This is a genomic window from Streptomyces sp. 11x1 (assembly GCF_032598905.1).
Lineage (GTDB): Bacteria > Actinomycetota > Actinomycetes > Streptomycetales > Streptomycetaceae > Streptomyces.
In genome coordinates this window covers 3,513,256-3,531,436 of the sequence record NZ_CP122458.1, presented here as the reverse complement: position 1 = coordinate 3,531,436, position 18,181 = coordinate 3,513,256, and the positions used below count along the sequence as shown (strand labels likewise).

Annotated in this window: 16 protein-coding genes and 1 riboswitch; of the genes, 7 read left to right on the top strand and 9 right to left on the bottom strand. The window is 69.7% G+C overall.

Annotation, left to right across the window (positions count from 1 at the left end):
* The first annotated feature begins 84 nt into the window (after positions 1-84).
* Together P8T65_RS15195 and def are read left to right on the top strand one after the other, a co-directional pair.
* Positions 85-1,092, top strand: coding sequence for a hypothetical protein (locus P8T65_RS15195; protein WP_184899242.1), 1,008 nt, complete (start codon positions 85-87; stop codon positions 1,090-1,092).
* Positions 1,093-1,234: 142 nt separating this feature from the next.
* Complete coding sequence (def, locus tag P8T65_RS15190; RefSeq protein ID WP_215448915.1) at positions 1,235-1,885, top strand: peptide deformylase; 651 nt, start codon at positions 1,235-1,237, stop codon at positions 1,883-1,885.
* Positions 1,886-1,902: 17 nt separating this feature from the next.
* On the opposite strand, the gene P8T65_RS15185 is transcribed toward def, so the two are convergent.
* Complete coding sequence (locus P8T65_RS15185) at positions 1,903-2,865, bottom strand: helix-turn-helix domain-containing protein (RefSeq protein ID WP_316725914.1); 963 nt, start codon at positions 2,863-2,865, stop codon at positions 1,903-1,905.
* 93 nt (positions 2,866-2,958) lie between these two features.
* Here P8T65_RS15185 and P8T65_RS15180 point away from each other — a divergent pair, with 93 nt between their 5' ends.
* Entirely contained in the window at positions 2,959-3,156 is a 198-nt protein-coding gene (locus P8T65_RS15180; RefSeq protein WP_316725913.1) for a hypothetical protein, read from the top strand.
* Between the two features lie 139 nt (positions 3,157-3,295).
* On the opposite strand, the gene P8T65_RS15175 is transcribed toward P8T65_RS15180, so the two are convergent.
* From P8T65_RS15175 to P8T65_RS15145, 7 genes are all read right to left on the bottom strand, one after another.
* Positions 3,296-4,306, bottom strand: coding sequence for a ribonucleotide-diphosphate reductase subunit beta (locus tag P8T65_RS15175; RefSeq protein ID WP_316725912.1), 1,011 nt, complete (start codon positions 4,304-4,306; stop codon positions 3,296-3,298).
* A complete protein-coding gene (locus P8T65_RS15170; RefSeq protein WP_316725911.1) occupies positions 4,306-6,762 on the bottom strand; it encodes a ribonucleoside-diphosphate reductase subunit alpha in 2,457 nt (818 codons plus the stop codon). The genes P8T65_RS15175 and P8T65_RS15170 overlap by 1 nt, the downstream gene beginning before the upstream one ends.
* Positions 6,763-6,907: 145 nt before the next feature.
* Positions 6,908-6,997: riboswitch (cobalamin riboswitch) on the bottom strand.
* Positions 6,998-7,085: 88 nt separating this feature from the next.
* Positions 7,086-7,592, bottom strand: coding sequence for a GNAT family N-acetyltransferase (locus tag P8T65_RS15165; RefSeq protein WP_316725910.1), 507 nt, complete (start codon positions 7,590-7,592; stop codon positions 7,086-7,088).
* Between the two features lie 91 nt (positions 7,593-7,683).
* Positions 7,684-8,673: a nucleoside hydrolase gene (locus P8T65_RS15160; RefSeq protein WP_316725909.1), complete on the bottom strand. Its 990-nt coding sequence runs from the start codon at positions 8,671-8,673 to the stop codon at positions 7,684-7,686.
* A 176-nt stretch (positions 8,674-8,849) separates the two neighbouring features.
* On the bottom strand, positions 8,850-10,478 hold the full coding sequence (gene mctP / locus P8T65_RS15155) for a monocarboxylate uptake permease MctP (RefSeq protein WP_184899255.1): 1,629 nt from the start codon (positions 10,476-10,478) through the stop codon (positions 8,850-8,852).
* A complete protein-coding gene (locus tag P8T65_RS15150) occupies positions 10,475-10,795 on the bottom strand; it encodes a DUF3311 domain-containing protein (protein ID WP_316725908.1) in 321 nt (106 codons plus the stop codon). Before P8T65_RS15150 ends, mctP begins: the two co-directional genes overlap by 4 nt.
* A 199-nt stretch (positions 10,796-10,994) precedes the next feature.
* Positions 10,995-11,759: a GntR family transcriptional regulator gene (locus tag P8T65_RS15145; RefSeq protein ID WP_184899259.1), complete on the bottom strand. Its 765-nt coding sequence runs from the start codon at positions 11,757-11,759 to the stop codon at positions 10,995-10,997.
* 368 nt (positions 11,760-12,127) lie between these two features.
* On the opposite strand from P8T65_RS15145, the gene P8T65_RS15140 reads away from it, so the two are divergent.
* The 4 genes from P8T65_RS15140 (at position 12,128) to P8T65_RS15125 (ending at position 17,118) form a co-directional block, all read left to right on the top strand.
* Positions 12,128-13,408: an extracellular solute-binding protein gene (locus P8T65_RS15140; RefSeq protein WP_316725907.1), complete on the top strand. Its 1,281-nt coding sequence runs from the start codon at positions 12,128-12,130 to the stop codon at positions 13,406-13,408.
* 246 nt (positions 13,409-13,654) lie between these two features.
* Complete coding sequence (locus P8T65_RS15135) at positions 13,655-14,647, top strand: sugar ABC transporter permease (protein WP_316725906.1); 993 nt, start codon at positions 13,655-13,657, stop codon at positions 14,645-14,647.
* The gene (locus P8T65_RS15130) at positions 14,644-15,516 is read left to right on the top strand and encodes a carbohydrate ABC transporter permease (protein WP_184899265.1); all 873 of its coding nucleotides are present in this window, start codon (positions 14,644-14,646) and stop codon (positions 15,514-15,516) included. Before P8T65_RS15135 ends, P8T65_RS15130 begins: the two co-directional genes overlap by 4 nt.
* A gap of 9 nt (positions 15,517-15,525) precedes the next feature.
* On the top strand, positions 15,526-17,118 hold the full coding sequence (locus P8T65_RS15125; RefSeq protein ID WP_316725905.1) for a glycoside hydrolase family 3 protein: 1,593 nt from the start codon (positions 15,526-15,528) through the stop codon (positions 17,116-17,118).
* 149 nt (positions 17,119-17,267) lie between these two features.
* Here P8T65_RS15125 and P8T65_RS15120 read toward each other — a convergent pair.
* Positions 17,268-18,142 (bottom strand): IS5 family transposase gene (locus P8T65_RS15120; RefSeq protein WP_316725904.1). Its coding sequence is split into 2 segments (ribosomal slippage): positions 17,268-17,789 and positions 17,792-18,142, totalling 873 coding nucleotides; the frame shifts between segments, so codons are not numbered across the junction.
* Positions 18,143-18,181: the final 39 nt, after the last annotated feature.

The following is an 18,181-nucleotide window of genomic DNA, read 5'->3' as shown; positions in this document are numbered from 1 at the left end:
CGAGGGAGAGGGTGTACCGGGGGCGACGGCCAGCCCACTCCGACGGAACTGGCAGGCGGGAACCGTAACTGGCAGGCGGGAATCGTGAGGATCTTCGGCAAGGGACGGCATCGGCCCTCCGCCTCCTGGCGGCAGGCCACCGATCGTGCGTTCACGCTGATCGGCGACGGTCGGTACGAGGACGCGGGGGCGCTTTTGACACGTGCCGCGGACCTGGAGCCGTGGCTGTCCGAGTCCTGGTTCAACCTCGCCCTCCTGCACAAGTTCCGGCACGACTGGGAACAGGCGAGAGCGGCCGGACTGCGGGCCGTCGCACTGCTCGACCGGGAGACCGGCGCGCCCGACTGGTGGAACGTGGGCATCGCCGCGACCGCCCTCCAGGACTGGCCGCTGGCCCGTAGGGCGTGGCAGGCGTACGGGCTGCGGGTGCCCGGAGGCGCGGCCCGGCCGAAGCCCGGTGGCGGACCCGGCGATTCCGGGGAGCCGGTGGGCATGGACCTCGGCAGCGCGGCCGTACGGCTCTCGCCCGAGGGCGAGGCCGAGGTCGTGTGGGGACGGCGGCTCGACCCCGCCCGGATCGAGGTGCTCTCCATCCCGTTGCCGTCGTCCGGGCGGCGCTGGGGCGAGGTCGTCCTGCACGACGGTGTGCCGCACGGTGAGCGGACCACGGCCGCGGGGCACGCGTATCCGGTGTTCGACGAGATCGAGTTGTGGGCGCCGTCCCCCGTGCCGACCTGGGTGGTGCTGCTGGAGGCCGCGACCGAGGCGGACCGGGACGCGCTGGAGCGGCTCGCGGCGGACGCGGGGTTCGCGGCGGAGGACTGGTCGTCGTCGGTGCGGTTGCTGTGCCGGCTGTGCTCCGAGTCACGGATGCCGTCCGACGAGGGCAACGGGGAGCATCTCGATCCGCACGATCACAGCGAGCCGGGGCATCCCGGGCCGCTGGGACATGTGACGGACGGGCAGTTGTGGGCGCCGGAGCGGGAGTGCGGGGTGGCTGCGCCGGCTTCGCTGGTTCGGGGGTTGCTGGACGGGTGGGTGGCCGACAGCCCGGATTCTCGTGACTGGCGGGATCTGGAAGAGGTTTGTTAGGGGGCGTGCGGTTCGATTTCGGCCGCGGGTTCGGTGGGGCTTCTCGCGCAGTTCCCCGCGCCCCCAAAAGACGGGGCGCGGTCCCCGTACCCTGTATCAGCAACTTCATCGCTTGTTGTTTTGAGGAAGGCGTACGTCTGTCATGGCCCAGCAGGACACCGATCAGCAGCACGTGGGCGTGCTCCCCGTCGATGACGAGGGGTTCGTCATCGACACGGAGGACTGCGAGGAGCGCGAGCAGGCGTACCGCGAGCGTGGCACGTCGTTGCCGATCACCGTGGTCGGGAACCCGGTGCTGCACAAGGAGTGCAAGGACGTCACGGAGTTCGGCGACGAGCTGGCCAAGCTGGTGGACGACATGTTCGCCAGCCAGCGCACGGCGGAGGGCGTGGGCCTGGCCGCGAACCAGGTCGGTGTCGATCTGAAGGTCTTCGTGTACGACTGCCCCGATGACGAGGGCAAGCGTCACACCGGAGTCATCTGCAACCCGAAGCTGGTCGAACTCCCGGCCGAGAAGCGCCGGTTGGACGACAGCAACGAGGGCTGCCTGTCCGTGCCGACGGCCTACATGCCGCTCGCCCGTCCCGACTACGCCGAGGTCACCGGGCAGGACGAGAAGGGCAACCCGATCAAGGTGCGCGGCACCGGCTACTTCGCGCGCTGCCTCCAGCACGAGACCGACCACCTGTACGGCTACCTCTACATCGACCGGCTCTCCAAGCGCGACCGCAAGGACGCCCTGCGGCAGATGGCCGAGAACGAGCCCCGCTACCCCGTGGTCGCCAACGACTGAGCCGACTCGCCCTGCCCTCAGGCGGCCTCCGGGCCCCGGAACGTCCGGCGGTAGGCCTGCGGGGTCGTGTTCAGCGACCGGACGAACTGATGACGCAGGGCGGCGGCGGTGCCGAAGCCGGTGCGCCAGGCGATGGCGTCCACCGTCTCGTCCGTCGCCTCCAGCAACCGCTGGGCCAGCAGCACCCGTTGGCGCAGGATCCAGCGGTACGGGGTGGTCCCGGTCTCCTGCTGGAAGCGGCGGGCGAACGTGCGCGGGGACATGTGCGCGCGGGCGGCGAGCTGCTCGACGGTGACCTCCTCGTCGAGGTGCTGCTCCATCCATACGAGCACCTCGCCGACCGTGTCGCACTGCGAGCGCGGCAGCGGCCGCTCGATGTACTGGGCCTGGCCGCCGTCGCGATGCGGTGGCACCACCATCCGCCGGGCGATCTTGTTCGCCACCTCCGTCCCGTGCTCCTTGCGGACGATGTGCAGACAGGCGTCGATACCGGCCGCCGTGCCCGCCGAGGTGATCACCGGGTCCGCGTCGACGTACAGCACGTCCGGCTCGACCATCGCGCGCGGATACTGCCGGGACAGTTCCTCGGCGTGCCGCCAGTGGACCGTGCACGGCCGGCCGTCCAGCAGTCCGGCCGCGCCGAGCACGAAGACGCCCGAGCACACGCTCAGCACCCGGGCGCCCCGGTCGACGGCCCGGCGCAGCGCGTCGAGCAGGTCGGCCGGGTAGATCCGGTGCACGTAGCTGTCGCCCGCCGGCACGACCACCAGGTCGGCCTCTTCGAGCCGGTCCAGGCCGTACGGGGTGGAGATGGTGAAGCCCGCGTGCGTCCGCAGGATCGGGCCCTCCGCCGACGCGACCGCGAAGTCGTACACCGGCAGGCCCTCGTCGCTGCGGTCGAGGCCGAAGACCTCGCACACGACTCCCAGTTCGAAGGGGTGCACGCCCTCCATGAGGATGGCGGCCACGTTCTTCAGCATGCTGCCAGTGTGCCTCGGAAGTGGCAGGAATTCGAGGGGGTGCGGCAGTCCTGCCACTGTTTGTCAGGAGTGTTCGGCGCGACAGTGGTGTCCATGGATGCGACACAGCTGCAAGGACTCATCGGAACACTGGCCGTCCTCGGGATGCTCGCCCTGGTGGTGCTGCCCGCGATCGTCGGCGTCGTGCACGACCGGCGCATCGACCGCCAGCTTCAACGGGCGGCGCAGGAACGGCGGGCAACGCAGGAGAGGCAGGCGGCGCCGTCGCACCGCGTCGCCCGCCCCGCCTGATCGCCGTCGTCAAGCATGCGGCGCCCCATGGCCACGGCCGCACCACCCGAGGCGGCGACCCCTCCGGCACCTCCCCGGCACGACGACGACCGCGCAGGTCACGTCGGCCGGGGACGCCATCACCTCGAAGCAGCCCGGCTCAGAAGTCCTCGTCCAGGTCGACGGTGCCCTCCACCGCGACCTGGTACGCGGACGGACGCCGCTCGAAGAAGTTGGTCAGCTCCTGGACGCCCTGCAACTCCATGAAGGAGAAGGGGTTCTCCGAGCCGTACACCGGGGCGAAGCCGAGGCGCGTGAGACGCTGGTCGGCCACGCACTCCAGGTACTGCCGCATCGACTCGGTGTTCATGCCCGGCAGTCCGTCACCGCACAGGTCGCGCCCGAACTGCAGCTCGGCCTCGACCGCTTCCCTCAGCATGTCCGTGACCTGTTGCTGGAGCGCGTCGTCGAAGAGCTCCGGCTCCTCCTTGCGGACGGTGTCCACCACCTCGAAGGCGAAGGACATGTGCATCGTCTCGTCGCGGAACACCCAGTTGGTGCCAGTGGCCAGACCGTGCAGCAGACCCCGGCTGCGGAACCAGTAGACGTACGCGAAGGCGCCGTAGAAGAACAGTCCCTCGATGCACGCCGCGAAGCAGATCAAGTTGAGCAGGAAGCGGCGGCGGTCCGCCTGGGACTCCAGCCGGTCCAGCTTCTCGACCGAGTCCATCCACCGGAAGCAGAACTCCGCCTTCTCCCGGATGGAGGGGATGTTCTCCACCGCCGCGAACGCCGCCGCCCGGTCCTCCGGGTCGGGGAGGTAAGTGTCCAGCAGCGTCAGATAGAACTGGACGTGCACGGCCTCCTCGAAGAGCTGGCGGCTCAGATAGAGCCGCGCCTCGGGGGAGTTGATGTGCTTGTAGAGGGTCAGCACGAGGTTGTTCGCCACGATCGAGTCGCCCGTCGCGAAGAACGCGACCAGTCGGCCGATGAGGTGCTGCTCGGCGGGGGAGAGCTTCGCGAGGTCGGCGACGTCCGAGTGGAGGTCGACCTCCTCGACGGTCCAGGTGTTCTTGATCGCGTCCCGGTAGCGCTCGTAGAAGTCCGGGTAGCGCATCGGGCGGAGAGTCAGCTCGAAGCCGGGGTCGAGGAGATTCTGGTTGCTGGACATTACTGGCAGGCCTCGCAGGACTCGGGGTTCTCAAGGGAGCAGGCGACGGCATCCGGATCGGCCGACTGCTGGACGGGGATGGTGTTCTCCGGCCGGTTCGACGTCTGCGTCTGGCCGCCCTGGCCCTGTGCGGCGCGGGCGATGCGGGTCGCCGGGCGGGAGCGCAGGTAGTACGTGGTTTTCAGGCCCGACTTCCAGGCGTACGCGTACATCGAGGAGAGTTTGCCGATGGTCGGTGTCTCCAGGAACAGGTTGAGCGACTGGGACTGGTCCAGATACGGGGTGCGGGCGGCGGCCATGTCGATCAGACCGCGCTGCGGGATCTCCCAGGCCGTGCGGTACAGCGCCCGTACGTCGGCCGGGATCCACGCGAAGTCCTGCACCGAGCCGTTCGACTCGCGCAGCGCCTCACGGGTGCGGGCGTCCCAGACGCCCAGCTCCTTCAGGTCCTTCACCAGATACGAGTTGACCTGGAGGAACTCACCGGACAGCGTCTCGCGCTTGAACAGGTTGGACACCTGCGGCTCGATGCACTCGTACACACCGGCGATCGAGGCGATCGTGGCCGTCGGCGCGATGGCGAGGAGCAGGGAGTTGCGCAGGCCCGTCCTCGCGACGCGCTCACGCAGGGCCGCCCACCGCTCCGGCCAGGTGGTCTCGACACCGTAGTGGTCGGGGTGCAGCACGCCGCGCGCCGTACGGGTCTTCTCCCAGGCCGGCAGCCGGCCGGACCGCTCGGCGAGGTCGGCGGAGGCCTCGTACGCGGCGAGCATGACGCGCTCGGCGATCCGCGTCGACAGGGCCTTCGCCTCGGCGGAGTCGAAGGGCAGACGCAGCCGGAAGAAGACGTCCTGCAGGCCCATCGCGCCGAGTCCGACCGGACGCCACTTCGCGTTGGAGCGGCCCGCCTGCTCGGTCGGGTAGAAGTTGATGTCGACCACACGGTCGAGGAAGGTGACGGCGGTCCGGACGGTCGCGTCCAGCCGTGCCCAGTCCATGTCGCCCGCCGCCGGGTCGACGAACGCGCCCAGGTTCACCGAGCCCAGGTTGCAGACCGCCGTCTCCCCGTCGTTCGTGACCTCCAGGATCTCCGTGCAGAGGTTGGAGGAGTGGACGACGTGGCCCGGCTCGGCCGTCTGGTTCGCCGTGCGGTTGGCAGCGTCCTTGAAGGTCATCCAGCCGTTGCCGGTCTGCGCGAGGGTGCGCATCATGCGGCCGTACAGGTCACGGGCCGCGATGGTCTTCTTCGCCAGGCCGTCCGCCTCCGCCTTGCGGTACGCGGCCTCGAACTCCTCGCCCCACAGGTCGACCAGCTCGGGTACGTCGGACGGGGAGAACAGCGACCACTGCTCGTCGGCGTTCACCCGGCGCATGAACTCGTCCGGGATCCAGTGCGCCAGGTTCAGGTTGTGCGTACGCCGGGCGTCCTCGCCTGTGTTGTCGCGCAGCTCCAGGAACTCCTCGATGTCGGAGTGCCAGGTCTCCAGGTAGACCGCGGCCGCACCCTTGCGTCGGCCGCCCTGGTTCACGGCGGCGACCGAGGCGTCCAGCGTCTTCAGGAACGGCACGATGCCGTTGGAGTGTCCGTTGGTGCCCCGGATCAGCGAACCGCGCGAGCGGACGCGGGAGTACGACAGGCCGATGCCGCCGGCGTGCTTCGAGAGGCGGGCCACCTGGTGGTAGCGGTCGTAGATGGAGTCCAGCTCGTCCAGCGGGGAGTCGAGGAGGTAGCAGGACGACATCTGGGGGTGTCGCGTGCCGGAGTTGAAGAGCGTGGGCGAGGAGGGGAGGTAGTCGAGGCGGCTCATGAGCCCGTAGAGCGCGGCGACTTCGTCCAGGGCGCGGTGGCCCGCCTCCTGATCGGCTCCCGTGTCCTCGGCGAGACCGGCGGCGACCCGCAGCATGAAGTGCTGGGGTGTCTCGACGACCTTGCGGGTGAGCGGGTGCCGGAGCAGATAGCGGCTGTGCAGGGTGCGCAGACCGAAGTAGCCGAAGCGGTCGTCTCCGGCCGGGTCGATCAGGGCGTCGAGACGCTCGGCGTGGTCGCGGACGAACTCGGCCGTACGGTCGGCGACGAGGCCCTCCCGGTGGCCCACGGCGATGGACTCGGTGAACGTCGTGACACCCTGCGAGGCCGCCTCGGCACGGATGCTGATGGCCAGCAGCCGGGCCGCCAGCTTCGAGTAGGCGGGGTCCTCGGCGATGAGGCCCGCGGCCGCCTCGGTGGCCAGCTCCCGCAGCTCCGCGACCATCTCGGCGGCAGAGACACGCACCGACCGGCCGCGCAGCGCGGCGGCGGCGACCCGGCCGGGGTCGGCGTCGGGGAGGTCGGCGGTCAGCTCGGTCAGGGTCCGCAGCAACGCGGCACCGGGACCGTCGGACTCCACCGACGGGTCGGCTGGAACCGGCTCGGCCGCGGCGATGTCCGACACCGGATCGGCTGGCGCGATGGTCACGTGGGGCTCTCCCTCGCTCGGCTGAGGGCCCTGCGGAGGGCAGGCGGCAGCACACGAGCGCACGGGGGCGTCGCGTCCACCGGCCCATTCCACGAGGCCCGGACGTCAGGGCACCCGGACCGGACGGTCGGGCGCACTGTCGGCAGGTGTTCGGACTGAACAGGCGTGCGCGCTTGGTGATGTGCGCGCGCCCGTACACCGTTGCGGGACAGTTCCGGATTCACACCGGATTCCCCTGCGGCGACAGCGAGCATGAGCATACATCTAGTGCCGGGGCGCGGTGTCACCCCCATATGTTGTGTCGCCTTCGGTTTCGGGGGGTGTCAGAGCGTCAACTCGTAGGTGATCAGGGTGACGTCGAGGAGGTCGGGCAGGGGTTTCCAGTCGCGCTCCGGTGTGCGGGTGAAGCCCAGGCGTTCGTAGATGCGGTGGGCCGCGTGCATGCCGCGTTGGGTCGACAGCACGAGGCGCACACAGCCCTCCACGGCGCGGGCGCGCTCCACACAGGCCCGCACGAGCGCCTCGCCGGCACCGCGCCCGCGGGCTTCCGGGGATACCGCGAGCATCCGTATCTCGGCCTCTCCCGCACGGGCGATGTCGGCCATGGGGCCGCTCGTGGGGACGAAGGTCACTCCGCCCATGACCCTCCCGTCCGCGACCGCCACGAGCACGTCGGCCTCGGCGGCCCGCTTCGCCACGTCCCGCAGCTCGTCGAGGTACCGGTCGCTCTCCCGGAAGTCCAGCAACCCGTCGCCCAGGTAGGCCTGGGCGATGATCTCGCCGAGGGCGGCGTACTCGTCAGGGGCCGCCGTCCTGATCGTGATGTCCATGCGTCGCAGTCTGCACGAGGGACGGCCTCGCGGGTCGGCGGTTGTCCACAGGGAGCGCCGCCGGTCGGATGATCGGATCGTGCAGGTCGTGTCAGGCCGTCGCCGGCCACCGGGGCAACGTCGTCACGAAGTCCGCGGTGAAGTCACGGGTGCCCGGTCCCAGGGCGACCCGGCCGGTGGCCCGCAGGCGGGCCGTCAGCGCGGGGGACTCGGAGTAGTGGACACGCCGGGCGGCGGTCGGCACGAACACCGTCTGGCCACGCGTGAGTTCGCTCGCGCACTCCACGACGACGGCCCCGTCCGCGGCCTCGACGAACGCCTCGTCGCCGCAGACGCCGACGGCCAGCGGATCGTGCAGCGGGCAGGTGCCGTCTCCGCCGTGGCGGGTGTAGGCGGCCATGTAGGTGCGCATCAGCCGGGCGGCGAGGGCCGTGCCGGGGCCCGCGGCCTCCAGCGCGGCGAGGTCCTCCGGGCGGAACAGCCAGCGGTGCGAGGCGTCCAGGTCGACCATGGTGAACGGGATGCCCGAGGAGAGCACGATCTCGGCGGCGTCCGGGTCGGCCCAGATGTTGAACTCGGCGACCGGCGTGAAGTTGCCCGGGACCTGCGCGGCGCCGCCCATGAACACGAACTTGCGGACGCGGTGGGCGAAGTGCGGGTCCTCCAGCAGGGCGATGGCCACGTTGGTGAGGGGGCCGGTGGCGCACACCGTCAGCTCGCCCTCGTACTCCCTCGACAGGCGGAGCAGGGCCTGGGCGGACGACTCCGTGGGGTGCGGTGCCGTGGAGTCGGGGAGGGTTTCGTCGCCCAGGCCGGCGGGGCCGTGGAAGGCGGAGGCCTCGCGGTAGGGGAGGCGGGAGAGGGGGCGGCCGACGCCTCTGTGGACCGGGACGTGGGTGTCGATGCGTAGGGCTCGGGCGAGGGCGCGGGCGTTGGCGTACGTCGCCTCGGCGGGGAGGTTGCCGCCTGCCGAGGTGTACGCCTTGAGGTCCCAGAGGTCTGTTCCCAGGAGGTACTGGAGGGCTACGGCGTCGTCGATGCCGGGGTCGCTGTCCAGGACGATCGGGGGGCGCGCGGTCACCGTCCCAGCGTAGCGGGGGTGTCTCGCCCCCGCCGCCCTTACCCTTCCCGTCCTCAAGGGGCTGCGCCCCCTTTGACCCCCACACGTCCGTCCGGTGGGGGCTGGTCGCGCAGTTCCCCGCGCCCCTGAGGAAAAGCGGGGCTGCGCCCCTGCTTTTCCTCAGGGGCGCAGCCCGGCTAGTGGCTCGTTCCCGCCGTCGCCGGGGGGAGTTCCACCTGGACTCCCGGGTCGCCGGCGTCTGCCGTGTAGTCCTGCGGGCGGGTCTCGTCGATGCCCTCGGGGGCCTTCGCGGCGCGCAGGACGAAGGTGAGGACCACCGTGACCACGACGTTGAGGACGAACGCCGTCAGACCGATGTAGCCGATCTCGCCGATGCCGGGGATCTCGGCGGACGAGCCGCCGAAGTGCTTCTGGGTCGGGGAGGCCACGCCGTACGCGGCGATCGTCCCGTACAGCATGCCGACCGCCCAGCCGGCGATGAGGGCCCAGCGGTGGAACCAGCGAGTGAAGAGACCGCCGACCAGGGCCGGGAAGGTCTGGAGGATCCAGATGCCGCCCAGGAGCTGGAAGTTGATGGCGACCGTCTTGTCCATGGTGAGGACGAAGGCCAGCGCACCCACCTTCACCAGCAGGGACACCAGCTTCGAGACCTTCGTCTCCTGCGCGGGCGTGGCGTCCGGCTTGATGAAGTCCTTGTAGATGTTGCGGGTGAAGAGGTTCGCCGCCGCGATGGACATGATCGCCGCGGGCACCAGCGCGCCGATGCCGATGGCGGCGAAGGCCACGCCCGCGAACCAGTCCGGGAACATCGTCTCGAACAGCTGCGGGATCGCCAGCTGGCCGTTCTGCACCTGGACGCCGGCCGCGATCGCCATGAAGCCCAGCAGCGCCAGCAGGCCCAGCATCAGGGAGTACAGCGGCAGGATCGTGGTGTTGCGGCGGATGACCTCGCGGCTCTTGGACGACAGCGTCGCCGTGATCGAGTGCGGGTACATGAAGAGCGCCAGCGCCGAGCCGAGGGCCAGCGTCGCGTACGTCCACTGGTTGGCGTCGCCCGGGACGAGCGCGCCGCGTGGCTTGTCGGTCGCCGGGTTGGTCTGGCTGTAGGCCTCGCCCGCCTTGGCGAAGATGTCGTCGAAGCCGCCGAGCTTGATCGGGATGTAGATGATCGCCACCGCGATGACGATGTAGATCAGGGTGTCCTTCACGAACGCGATCAGCGCGGGCGCCCGGAGGCCGGAGGAGTAGGTGTAGGCCGCCAGGACACCGAACGCGATCAGCAGGGGCAGGTCCTTGATGAACCAGTTGGTGTTCTCACCGCCGCCGACGCCCATCACGTCCAGGACGGCCTGGATGCCGACGAGTTGGAGGGCGATGTACGGCATCGTCGCGAGGATGCCGGTCAGCGCGACCGCCAGGGACAGACCCTTCGAGCCGAAGCGGCCGCGGACGAAGTCCGAGGTCGTCACATAGCCGTGCTTGTGGGAGACCGACCACAGGCGGGGCAGGAACGTGAAGATCAGCGGATAGACCAGGATCGTGTAGGGCACCGCGAAGAAACCGGCCGCGCCCGCCGCGTAGATCGCCGCCGGCACAGCGACGAAGGTGTACGCGGTGTAGAGGTCGCCGCCCAGCAGGAACCAGGTGATCCAGGTGCCGAACGACCGGCCCCCGAGGCCCCATTCGTCGAGGCTGTGCTCGTTCTCGGCCTTGCGCCAGCGCGCGGCCAGGAAGCCCATGACCGTGACGGCCAGGAAGAAGAAGATGAAGACGGCGAGTGCCACGCCGTTCACGCCGTCCTTCACTTCGAGACACCCCCGTCCTGGGACTCCGGGGACCGCTGGGACTGCTGCGACTCGCCGGATTTCCGGGTGCGCTGGTCACGCTGCCACAGGACGTACGCCGTGGCGGTGAGCGCGGTGGAGATGAGCACCCAGGCCATCTGGTACCAGTAGAAGAAGGGGATGCCGATGAACACCGGGTCCGTCTTGGCGTACGAGCCGACCCAGAGCATCGCGACGAACGGGGCGAGCAGACACAGGGCGATGACCACCCTGACAGGTGTCACCGTCGGTGGTCCCGCTTCGGGTGCCGGTGGCCTCGCTTCAGACGCTTCTGACATGTCCCGGTTCCGTCCCCTCGCCGATCACCACTGGGTCACCTGTGATCCCCTGCGCAACGCGCAGGAAATGTAAGGGACGGCTTCCGTCGTACGGAACCCCCTGTCCGGATATCGGATGCGGAGGTTCTGTGTTCAAGCCGGTGGTTCACCAGTGGTGCGACAGCGGCGGAGCCCCGGGAGGACCGGGTGCCGAACGGGCTCAGTCCTGCGGCCGCTTGAGGCGGGCCACGAACTTGTACCGGTCGCCCCGGTAGACCGAGCGCACCCACTCCACCGGCTGTCCGTCCTTGTCCAGCGAGTGCCGGGAGAGCATCAGCATCGGCAGACCGACGTCCGTGCCCAGCAGGCCGGCCTCGCGCGGCGTGGCCAGCGAGGTCTCGATGGTCTCCTCGGCCTCGGCGAGATGGACGTCGTAGACCTCGGCGAGCGCGGTGTAGAGGGAGGTGTACTTCACCAGCGACCTGCGCAGCGCCGGGAATCGCTTGGCGCTCAGATGGGTCGTCTCGATCGCCATCGGCTCGCCGTTCGCCATGCGCAGCCGCTCGATGCGCAGCACCCGGCCGCCGGCGGTGATGTCGAGCTGTCCCGCGAGCGTGTCGTCCGCGGTGATGTAGCCGATGTCCAGCAGTTGCGAGGTGGGTTCGAGCCCTTGGGCGCGCATGTCCTCGGTGTAGGAGGTGAGTTGCAGCGCCTGGGAGACCTTCGGCTTGGCCACGAACGTGCCCTTGCCCTGGATGCGCTCCAGCCGCCCCTCGACCACCAGCTCCTGCAGCGCCTGGCGCACGGTCGTGCGCGAGGTGTCGAACTCGGCGGCGAGGGTGCGCTCGGGCGGTACCGGGGTGCCGGGAGGAAGCGTCTCGGTCATGTCGAGCAGGTGCTTCTTCAGGCGGTAGTACTTGGGCACGCGTGCGGTACGGACGGCCGCCCCGTTCTCGTTCTCCGCACTGCTGACGTCGGTGCTCATGCTCCGCCTTCCCGGCTCCTCGTGGCGTGATCCCTCTGTATACCTCTGCGGGCCTCGCTGGTCTAGTCCACGGAAGGGTCTCCGGCGGTTCTCCCGAGGGAGGCGCAGTGGTCTACCCGACGAGTGTGGCTCAGTCGCGCGATTTTCGCTGGCTTATTACATAAAGGTTCCTGCATATGTAGGTCGCATAACGGCTGGTGGGAGGGGGTTCGAGCACTCTTGACACGGCGAATGGTCTGAGCCAAGCTCCGGCGTACTGGTCTACACCATTGGTCCAGGTCCTGGCCCCATGGGCGGTACGTCTGTCACCGCGGGGAGCAGGGGGGTTTGTGGCATCCCTGAGCAATGGCATCCCTGAGGAGGGTGGCGTGAAGAGGAAGCTGACGACCGCGATCTGCATCGCGGGCATGATGGTCTCCATCGCGGCGTGCGGGGGCGGCGATGACAAGAGCTCCGACACGGGGGCGGACACCAAGGAGCTGACGGTCTGGCTCACGGTCGACGCGCAGAACAACTGGCCGGAGCTGGTCAAGGCCGCCGACGCGGCGGTCGAGAAGAAGCACCCCGGCATCACGATCACGCACGAGTACTACGGCTGGCCCGACAAGAACGCCAAGCTCGACGCCGTCCTCGCCACCGACAAGGCCCCCGACGTGGTCGAGATGGGCAACACGGAGATGCTCGCCTACATGGTCAAGGGCGCCTTCGCCCCCCTCGACCCGGCGAAGTTCGACAACTCCGGGGCCTGGCTGGACGGCCTCAAGGCCTCCGTCACCTACGAGGGCAAGACCTACGGCGTCCCGTACTACGCCGGTGGCCGCGTCGCCAACTGGCGCAAGGACGTCTTCGCCGCTGCGGGCGTCAAGTCCCCGCCGAAGACGTACGACGAGCTCACCGCCGCCCTCGACAAGGTCCAGAAGAAGCGGGGCGACAAGTTCAGCCCCTGGTACCAGCCCACCCGCGACTGGTACGCGGCCATGTCCTTCGTCTACGACGCCGGCGGCTCCATAGCCGTCGAGTCCGGCGGCAAGTGGAAGGCCAGCCTCTCCTCCCCGGAGTCCCTCAAGGGCCTGAAGGAGTTCAAGAAGGTCGTCGACTCGTACATGCACGGCGACAAGACCAAGGACGAGTCCGACCGGTACATCGTCTACGGCCAGGGCAAGTCCGGCATGATCTTCGCCCCCGCCTGGGAGGGCGCGACCGCCGCGGCCAAGGAGAACGACAAGACCGGCAAGCTCGCCGGCAACGTCGAGAACTTCGTGCTGCCCGGCCCGTCCGGCAAGAACCTGCCCGTCTTCCTCGGCGGCAGTGACCTCGCCGTCCCGGTGAAGTCCGACGCGCAGACCGTCGCCGCCGAGTGGATCAACGCCTTCACCGGGCCCGCCGGTCAGAAGGGGCTGATGGAGAAGGGCAACCTGCCCAACAACAAGACCGACCTCGCCACGCTGAAGGACGACCCGGCGACGGCGGTCCCGGCCACCGCGGCCGAGTCCAACTGGTTCGTGCCGATGGCACCGGGCTGGGGCCAGGTCGAGAAGGCGCAGATCCTCCAGACGATGCTGCAGTCCATCGGCACCGGCAAGAAGTCGGTCGAGGAGGCCGCGAAGGCCGCCGACGCCGAGATCGACAAGGTCATCAACAACGAGTGAGGTGACCTGCCGGTCGGGCCTGGCCGTGGTGGCCGGGCCCGGCCGGGGGTGCCGCACGGGCCGGCCGGTGGAGACATCGGTCGGCGCCGGTCGAAGACATCGGTTCGACCGGTGGGTGATCTACGAAAGTGCCGCGATGGGGTGTCGGGTTCGGTGCCGGTGCGTCGTGGCTGGTCGCGCAGTACCTCGCGCCCCTTCAGAGGCGCGCTGCTGCCGGCCCCTCCTTCATCTGCTTAGGAGTGCGCGATGAGTGCCGCAGACACGACCGCCCCAGCGAAGGTGCCGCCCGTGCGGCGGGGGCCACCGCCCCCGTCGGCGGCGCCGGAACGGCCGACCGGGAAGCGGACTTCCGGCGGGGCCGCCGTTCCCTGGGCCCTGCTGGCCCCCTGTCTGCTGATCCTCGCCGTCGTCCTCGGCTACCCGCTCGTCCGGCTCGTCACCCTGTCCTTCCAGGAGTTCGGCCAGTCGCAGCTCTGGGGGTTCAAGCCGGCGGAGTCGGTCGGCTTCGACAACTTCGCCAAGGTGCTCGGCGACAGCGAGTTCTGGGCGGTCGTCGTCCGGACCATCGTCTTCGCCGCCGCCTGCGTCGTCTTCACGATGGTCATCGGCATGGCGATCGCCCTGCTGCTCCAGCGGGTCTCCGGCTGGGTGAAGACGCTCATCAACATCGCTCTCGTGGCGAGTTGGGGCATGCCGATCATCGTGGCCACCACCGTCTTCAAGTGGCTCTTCGACTCCGACTACGGCATCTTCAACGCGCTCCTCAGCAAACTCCCCGGCGTCGACATGATCGGCCACAACTGGTTCGCCAGTGGACCCGAGGGTCTGGCCGTCATCACGCTCCTGGTCGTCTGGGGCGCGGTGCCGTTCGTCGTCATCACCCTGAGCGCCGGACTCACCCAGGTCCCCAAGGAGTTGGAGGAGGCCGCCCGTCTCGACGGCGCCGGCGCCTGGGGTGTCTTCCGCTACGTCACCCTGCCCATCCTCAAGCCCATCATCGTGATGCTCACGACCCTCTCCGTCATCTGGGACATGGGCGTCTTCCCGCAGGTCTTCGTGATGCGCAATGGCCACCCGGAGGCCGAGTTCCAACTGCTCACGACCTACTCGTACGACAAGGCGTTCGTGGTCAACGACTACGCGCAGGGCTCGGCGATCGCCCTGCTCACCGTGCTACTGCTGCTCGGCGTGATCGGCGTCTACATGCGTCAGATGCTGAAGATCGGAGAAGTCGAATGAGCACCGCCACCGTCTCCGGTCCCCGGAAGAACACGAAGAGCCGCTCCGGCCCCCGGAAGTCCAGGCTCGGCTGGAACCTCCTCGGACTGTGCGTCTTCGTCACGGCCGGCTTCCCCGTCTACTGGATGCTGAACACGGCGTTCAAACCGGCGAAGGACGCCATCGACCCGGACCCGAGCCTGCTGCCGACCGCCGTGACCCTCTCCAACTTCAGCCGGGCGCTGAACATCGCCGACTTCTGGGGCCCGGTCGGCCGCAGCCTCATCGTGTCCCTGACCGTGGTCGTGATCGGCATCGTCGTCGGCATGCTGGCCGCCCTGGCCATCTCCCGCTTCGCCTTCCGCGGCCGGAAGGTCGTCATCGTCGGCATCCTGGCCGTGCAGATGGTCCCGCTGGTCGCCATGATCATCCCGGTCTTCCTGCTCCTGAACGACCTCGGGCAGTACGACCGCCTGACCGGTCTGATCATCACCTATCTGACCTTCATCCTCCCGTTCACCGTGTGGACGCTGCGCGGCTTCATCGTCAACATCCCGCGCGAACTGGAGGAGGCGGCCATGGTCGACGGCTGCTCCCGCACCACCGCCTTCATCCGCGTGGTGTTCCCGCTGCTCGCCCCGGGCATGGTGGCGACCTCCGTCTACGGCTTCATCCAGGCGTGGAACGAGTATCTGTACGCCCTGATGCTGATGAGCCAGCAGAACCAGACCGCGACCGTCTGGCTGGGGAACTTCACCACCAAGCACGGCACCGAATACGCCCCGATGATGGCCGGCTCCACCATGATGGCCGTGCCGATCGTCGTCCTCTTCCTCCTCGTCCAGCGCAAGATGGCCGCGGGCCTCACCGCGGGCGCCGTGAAGGGATAACGAACCCTGATGTCACCGACGACGTTCGCCACCGGCTCCCCCGGTTCCCCGTCCGGACAGGATGCGCTCACCCGGGACGCCCTGACGGTCCTCCAGCCCGGCTTCACGGGCACCACCGCCCCCGACTGGCTGCTGCGCCGCCTCGGCGAGGGCCTCGCCTCCGTCGGTCTCTTCGGCCGCAACATCGTCTCGCCCGGACAACTCGCTGCCCTGACCGCGCAGCTGCGCGCCGAGCACGAGGACGTCCTGGTCGCGATCGACGAGGAGGGCGGCGACGTCACCCGCCTGGAGGTCCGCACCGGGTCCTCCTTCCCGGGCAACCACGCCCTGGGCGCGGTCGACGACACCGACCTCACCCGGCAGGTCGCCTTCGCCCTGGGCCGCCGGCTGGCGGAGTGCGGCGTCAACTTCAACTGGGCCCCGTCGGCGGACGTGAACGCCAACCCGTCCAACCCCGTCATCGGGGTCCGCTCCTTCGGCGCCGACCCCGACCTGGTCGCCCGCCACACGGCCGCCTATGTCGGCGGCCTGCAGACCGCGGGCGTCGCCGCCTGCACCAAGCACTTCCCGGGCCACGGCGACACCGCCGTCGACTCCCATCTCTCGCTGCCCCGCATCGACGCGGACCGCTCGCTGGTGGACACCCGGGACCTGGCCCCCTTCCGGGCCGCCATCGCCGCCGGGTCGCGCGCCATGATGAGCGCCCACATCCTGGTCCCGGTCCTGGACCCCGACCTTCCGGCAACGTTGTCCCGCTCCGTCCTCACCGGCCTCCTCCGCGACGAGCTGGGCTACGACGGCCTCATCGTCACCGACGGCATGGAGATGCGGGCCATCGCCGGCACCTACGGCATCGAACACGGCAGTGTCCTCGCGCTCGCCGCCGGTGCCGACGCCATCTGCGTCGGTGGCGGCCTCGCCGACGAGGAGACCGTCCTCCGCCTCCGCGACGCCCTCGTCACCGCCGTCCGCACCGGCGAGCTGCCCGAGGAGCGCCTGGCGGACGCGGCGAACCGGGTCCGGGCTCTGGCGCGGTGGACGCGAGAGGCCGCCGCGGAAGCGGAAGGCGTCGACGGCACGTCGCCCGAGCCTCTCGGGCGGACGAGCCGCGCCGGTGGCACCGACCGCGTCGACGGGGGCATCGGCCTCGTGGCCGCCCGTCGCGCCCTGACGACGACGTTCGCGGGGCCCTACGACCCGCCCACCCAATCCGTCTACGTCGCGGCCTTCACCCCGGTGGCGAACATCGCCGTGGGCGACGAGACCCCCTGGGGCGTCGGCGCGGAACTGGCCCGCCTCCTCCCCGGCACCGAGACGGGCACCTTCGCCGGCGACAGCGCCGGTGCCTCGGCCCTGGCGGTCGCGGGCACCCGTCGGATCGTCGCCGTCGTCCGCGACGAACACCGCCACCCCTGGATGACCGCCGCCCTGGACATCCTCCTCACCACCCGCCCCGACACCATCGTGGTCGAGATGGGCGTCCCCCAGTCCCCGCCCCGAGCCGTCCTCCACATCGCCACTCACGGCGCGGCGAGGGTCTGCGGCAGGGCGGCGGCGGAGGTCATCGCGGGCGGGCGCCAGAGGCGGAACACCCTCTCCTAGAAGCGGGACATCGTGCCCTTGAGGCGGGGAGCACCGACCCGGGCCCCCACCCCGCCCCGAGAAACACACCGGCGCCACAGCCCTCCTCCCCGGGCTGTGGCGCCTACGTGTACTCCGAGCGGCCCTAGGGCGTGTATCGAAAGTGCTGGTCACAGCCACTCGTTGATAGCCGCTACGAGGACGGTCGCCTCGTAGCGGACCGCGAGTTTGTCGTATCTCGTGGCCACGGCCCGGTGTCTTTTGAGGCGGTTGATGCCGCACTCGACCGCGTGCCGAGCCTTGTAGTCCTGCGGGTCGAACTTCGGCGGACGGCCGCCGCGCGACCCTCGTTTCTTGCGGTTCCGGGCCTGGTCGGCCTTGTCCGGGATGGTGCAGCGGATCCCGCGCCGCCGCAGGTAAGCGCGGTTCTTCCGGGAGGCGTACGCCTTGTCGGCGCGCACGCGATTGGGTCGGGTGCGCGGCCTGCCCGGCCCAGGACGCGGGACGCGGACCTTGTTCAGGACAGGCTCGAACTGCGGGGAGTCGCCCCGCTGGCCGGCCGTGATCACGATCGACAAGGGCTTCTGGCCCTGTTCGACGGCCAGGTGCAGCTTGGTGGTCAGACCGCCGCGCGAGCGCCCGAGCCCGTGGTCGTCCGGCTCGACGCTGACGCCGCCGGGCGGCTCCTTCTGCAGCTCCCCTTTTTCCTCGCCCCGGCGGCGTGCTGGTGGGCCCGGCACACCGTGGAGTCGACGTTGATGTCCCAGGTGATCAGCTCTTTCGCGTCGGCCCGGGCCTGCAGCGCGGTGAAGATCCGATGCCAGGTACCGTCCCTCTGCCACCGGCGGAACAGGTCGTACGCCCGGCCCCACGGCCCGTACTCGGCGGGCAGGTCCCGCCAAGGGATGCCGGTGCGGACCCGGAACCGTATGCCGTCGATCAGCTGCCGCCTGGCCCACGTCGGCGGCCGTCCGGGCTTCACGCCCTTCGGCAACAGCGGTTCCAGCACCGCCCATTGCGCGTCCGTCAGATCTCCACGTGCCACGAATCAAGATCATCTCATGCTCAAGATCCACTTTCGACA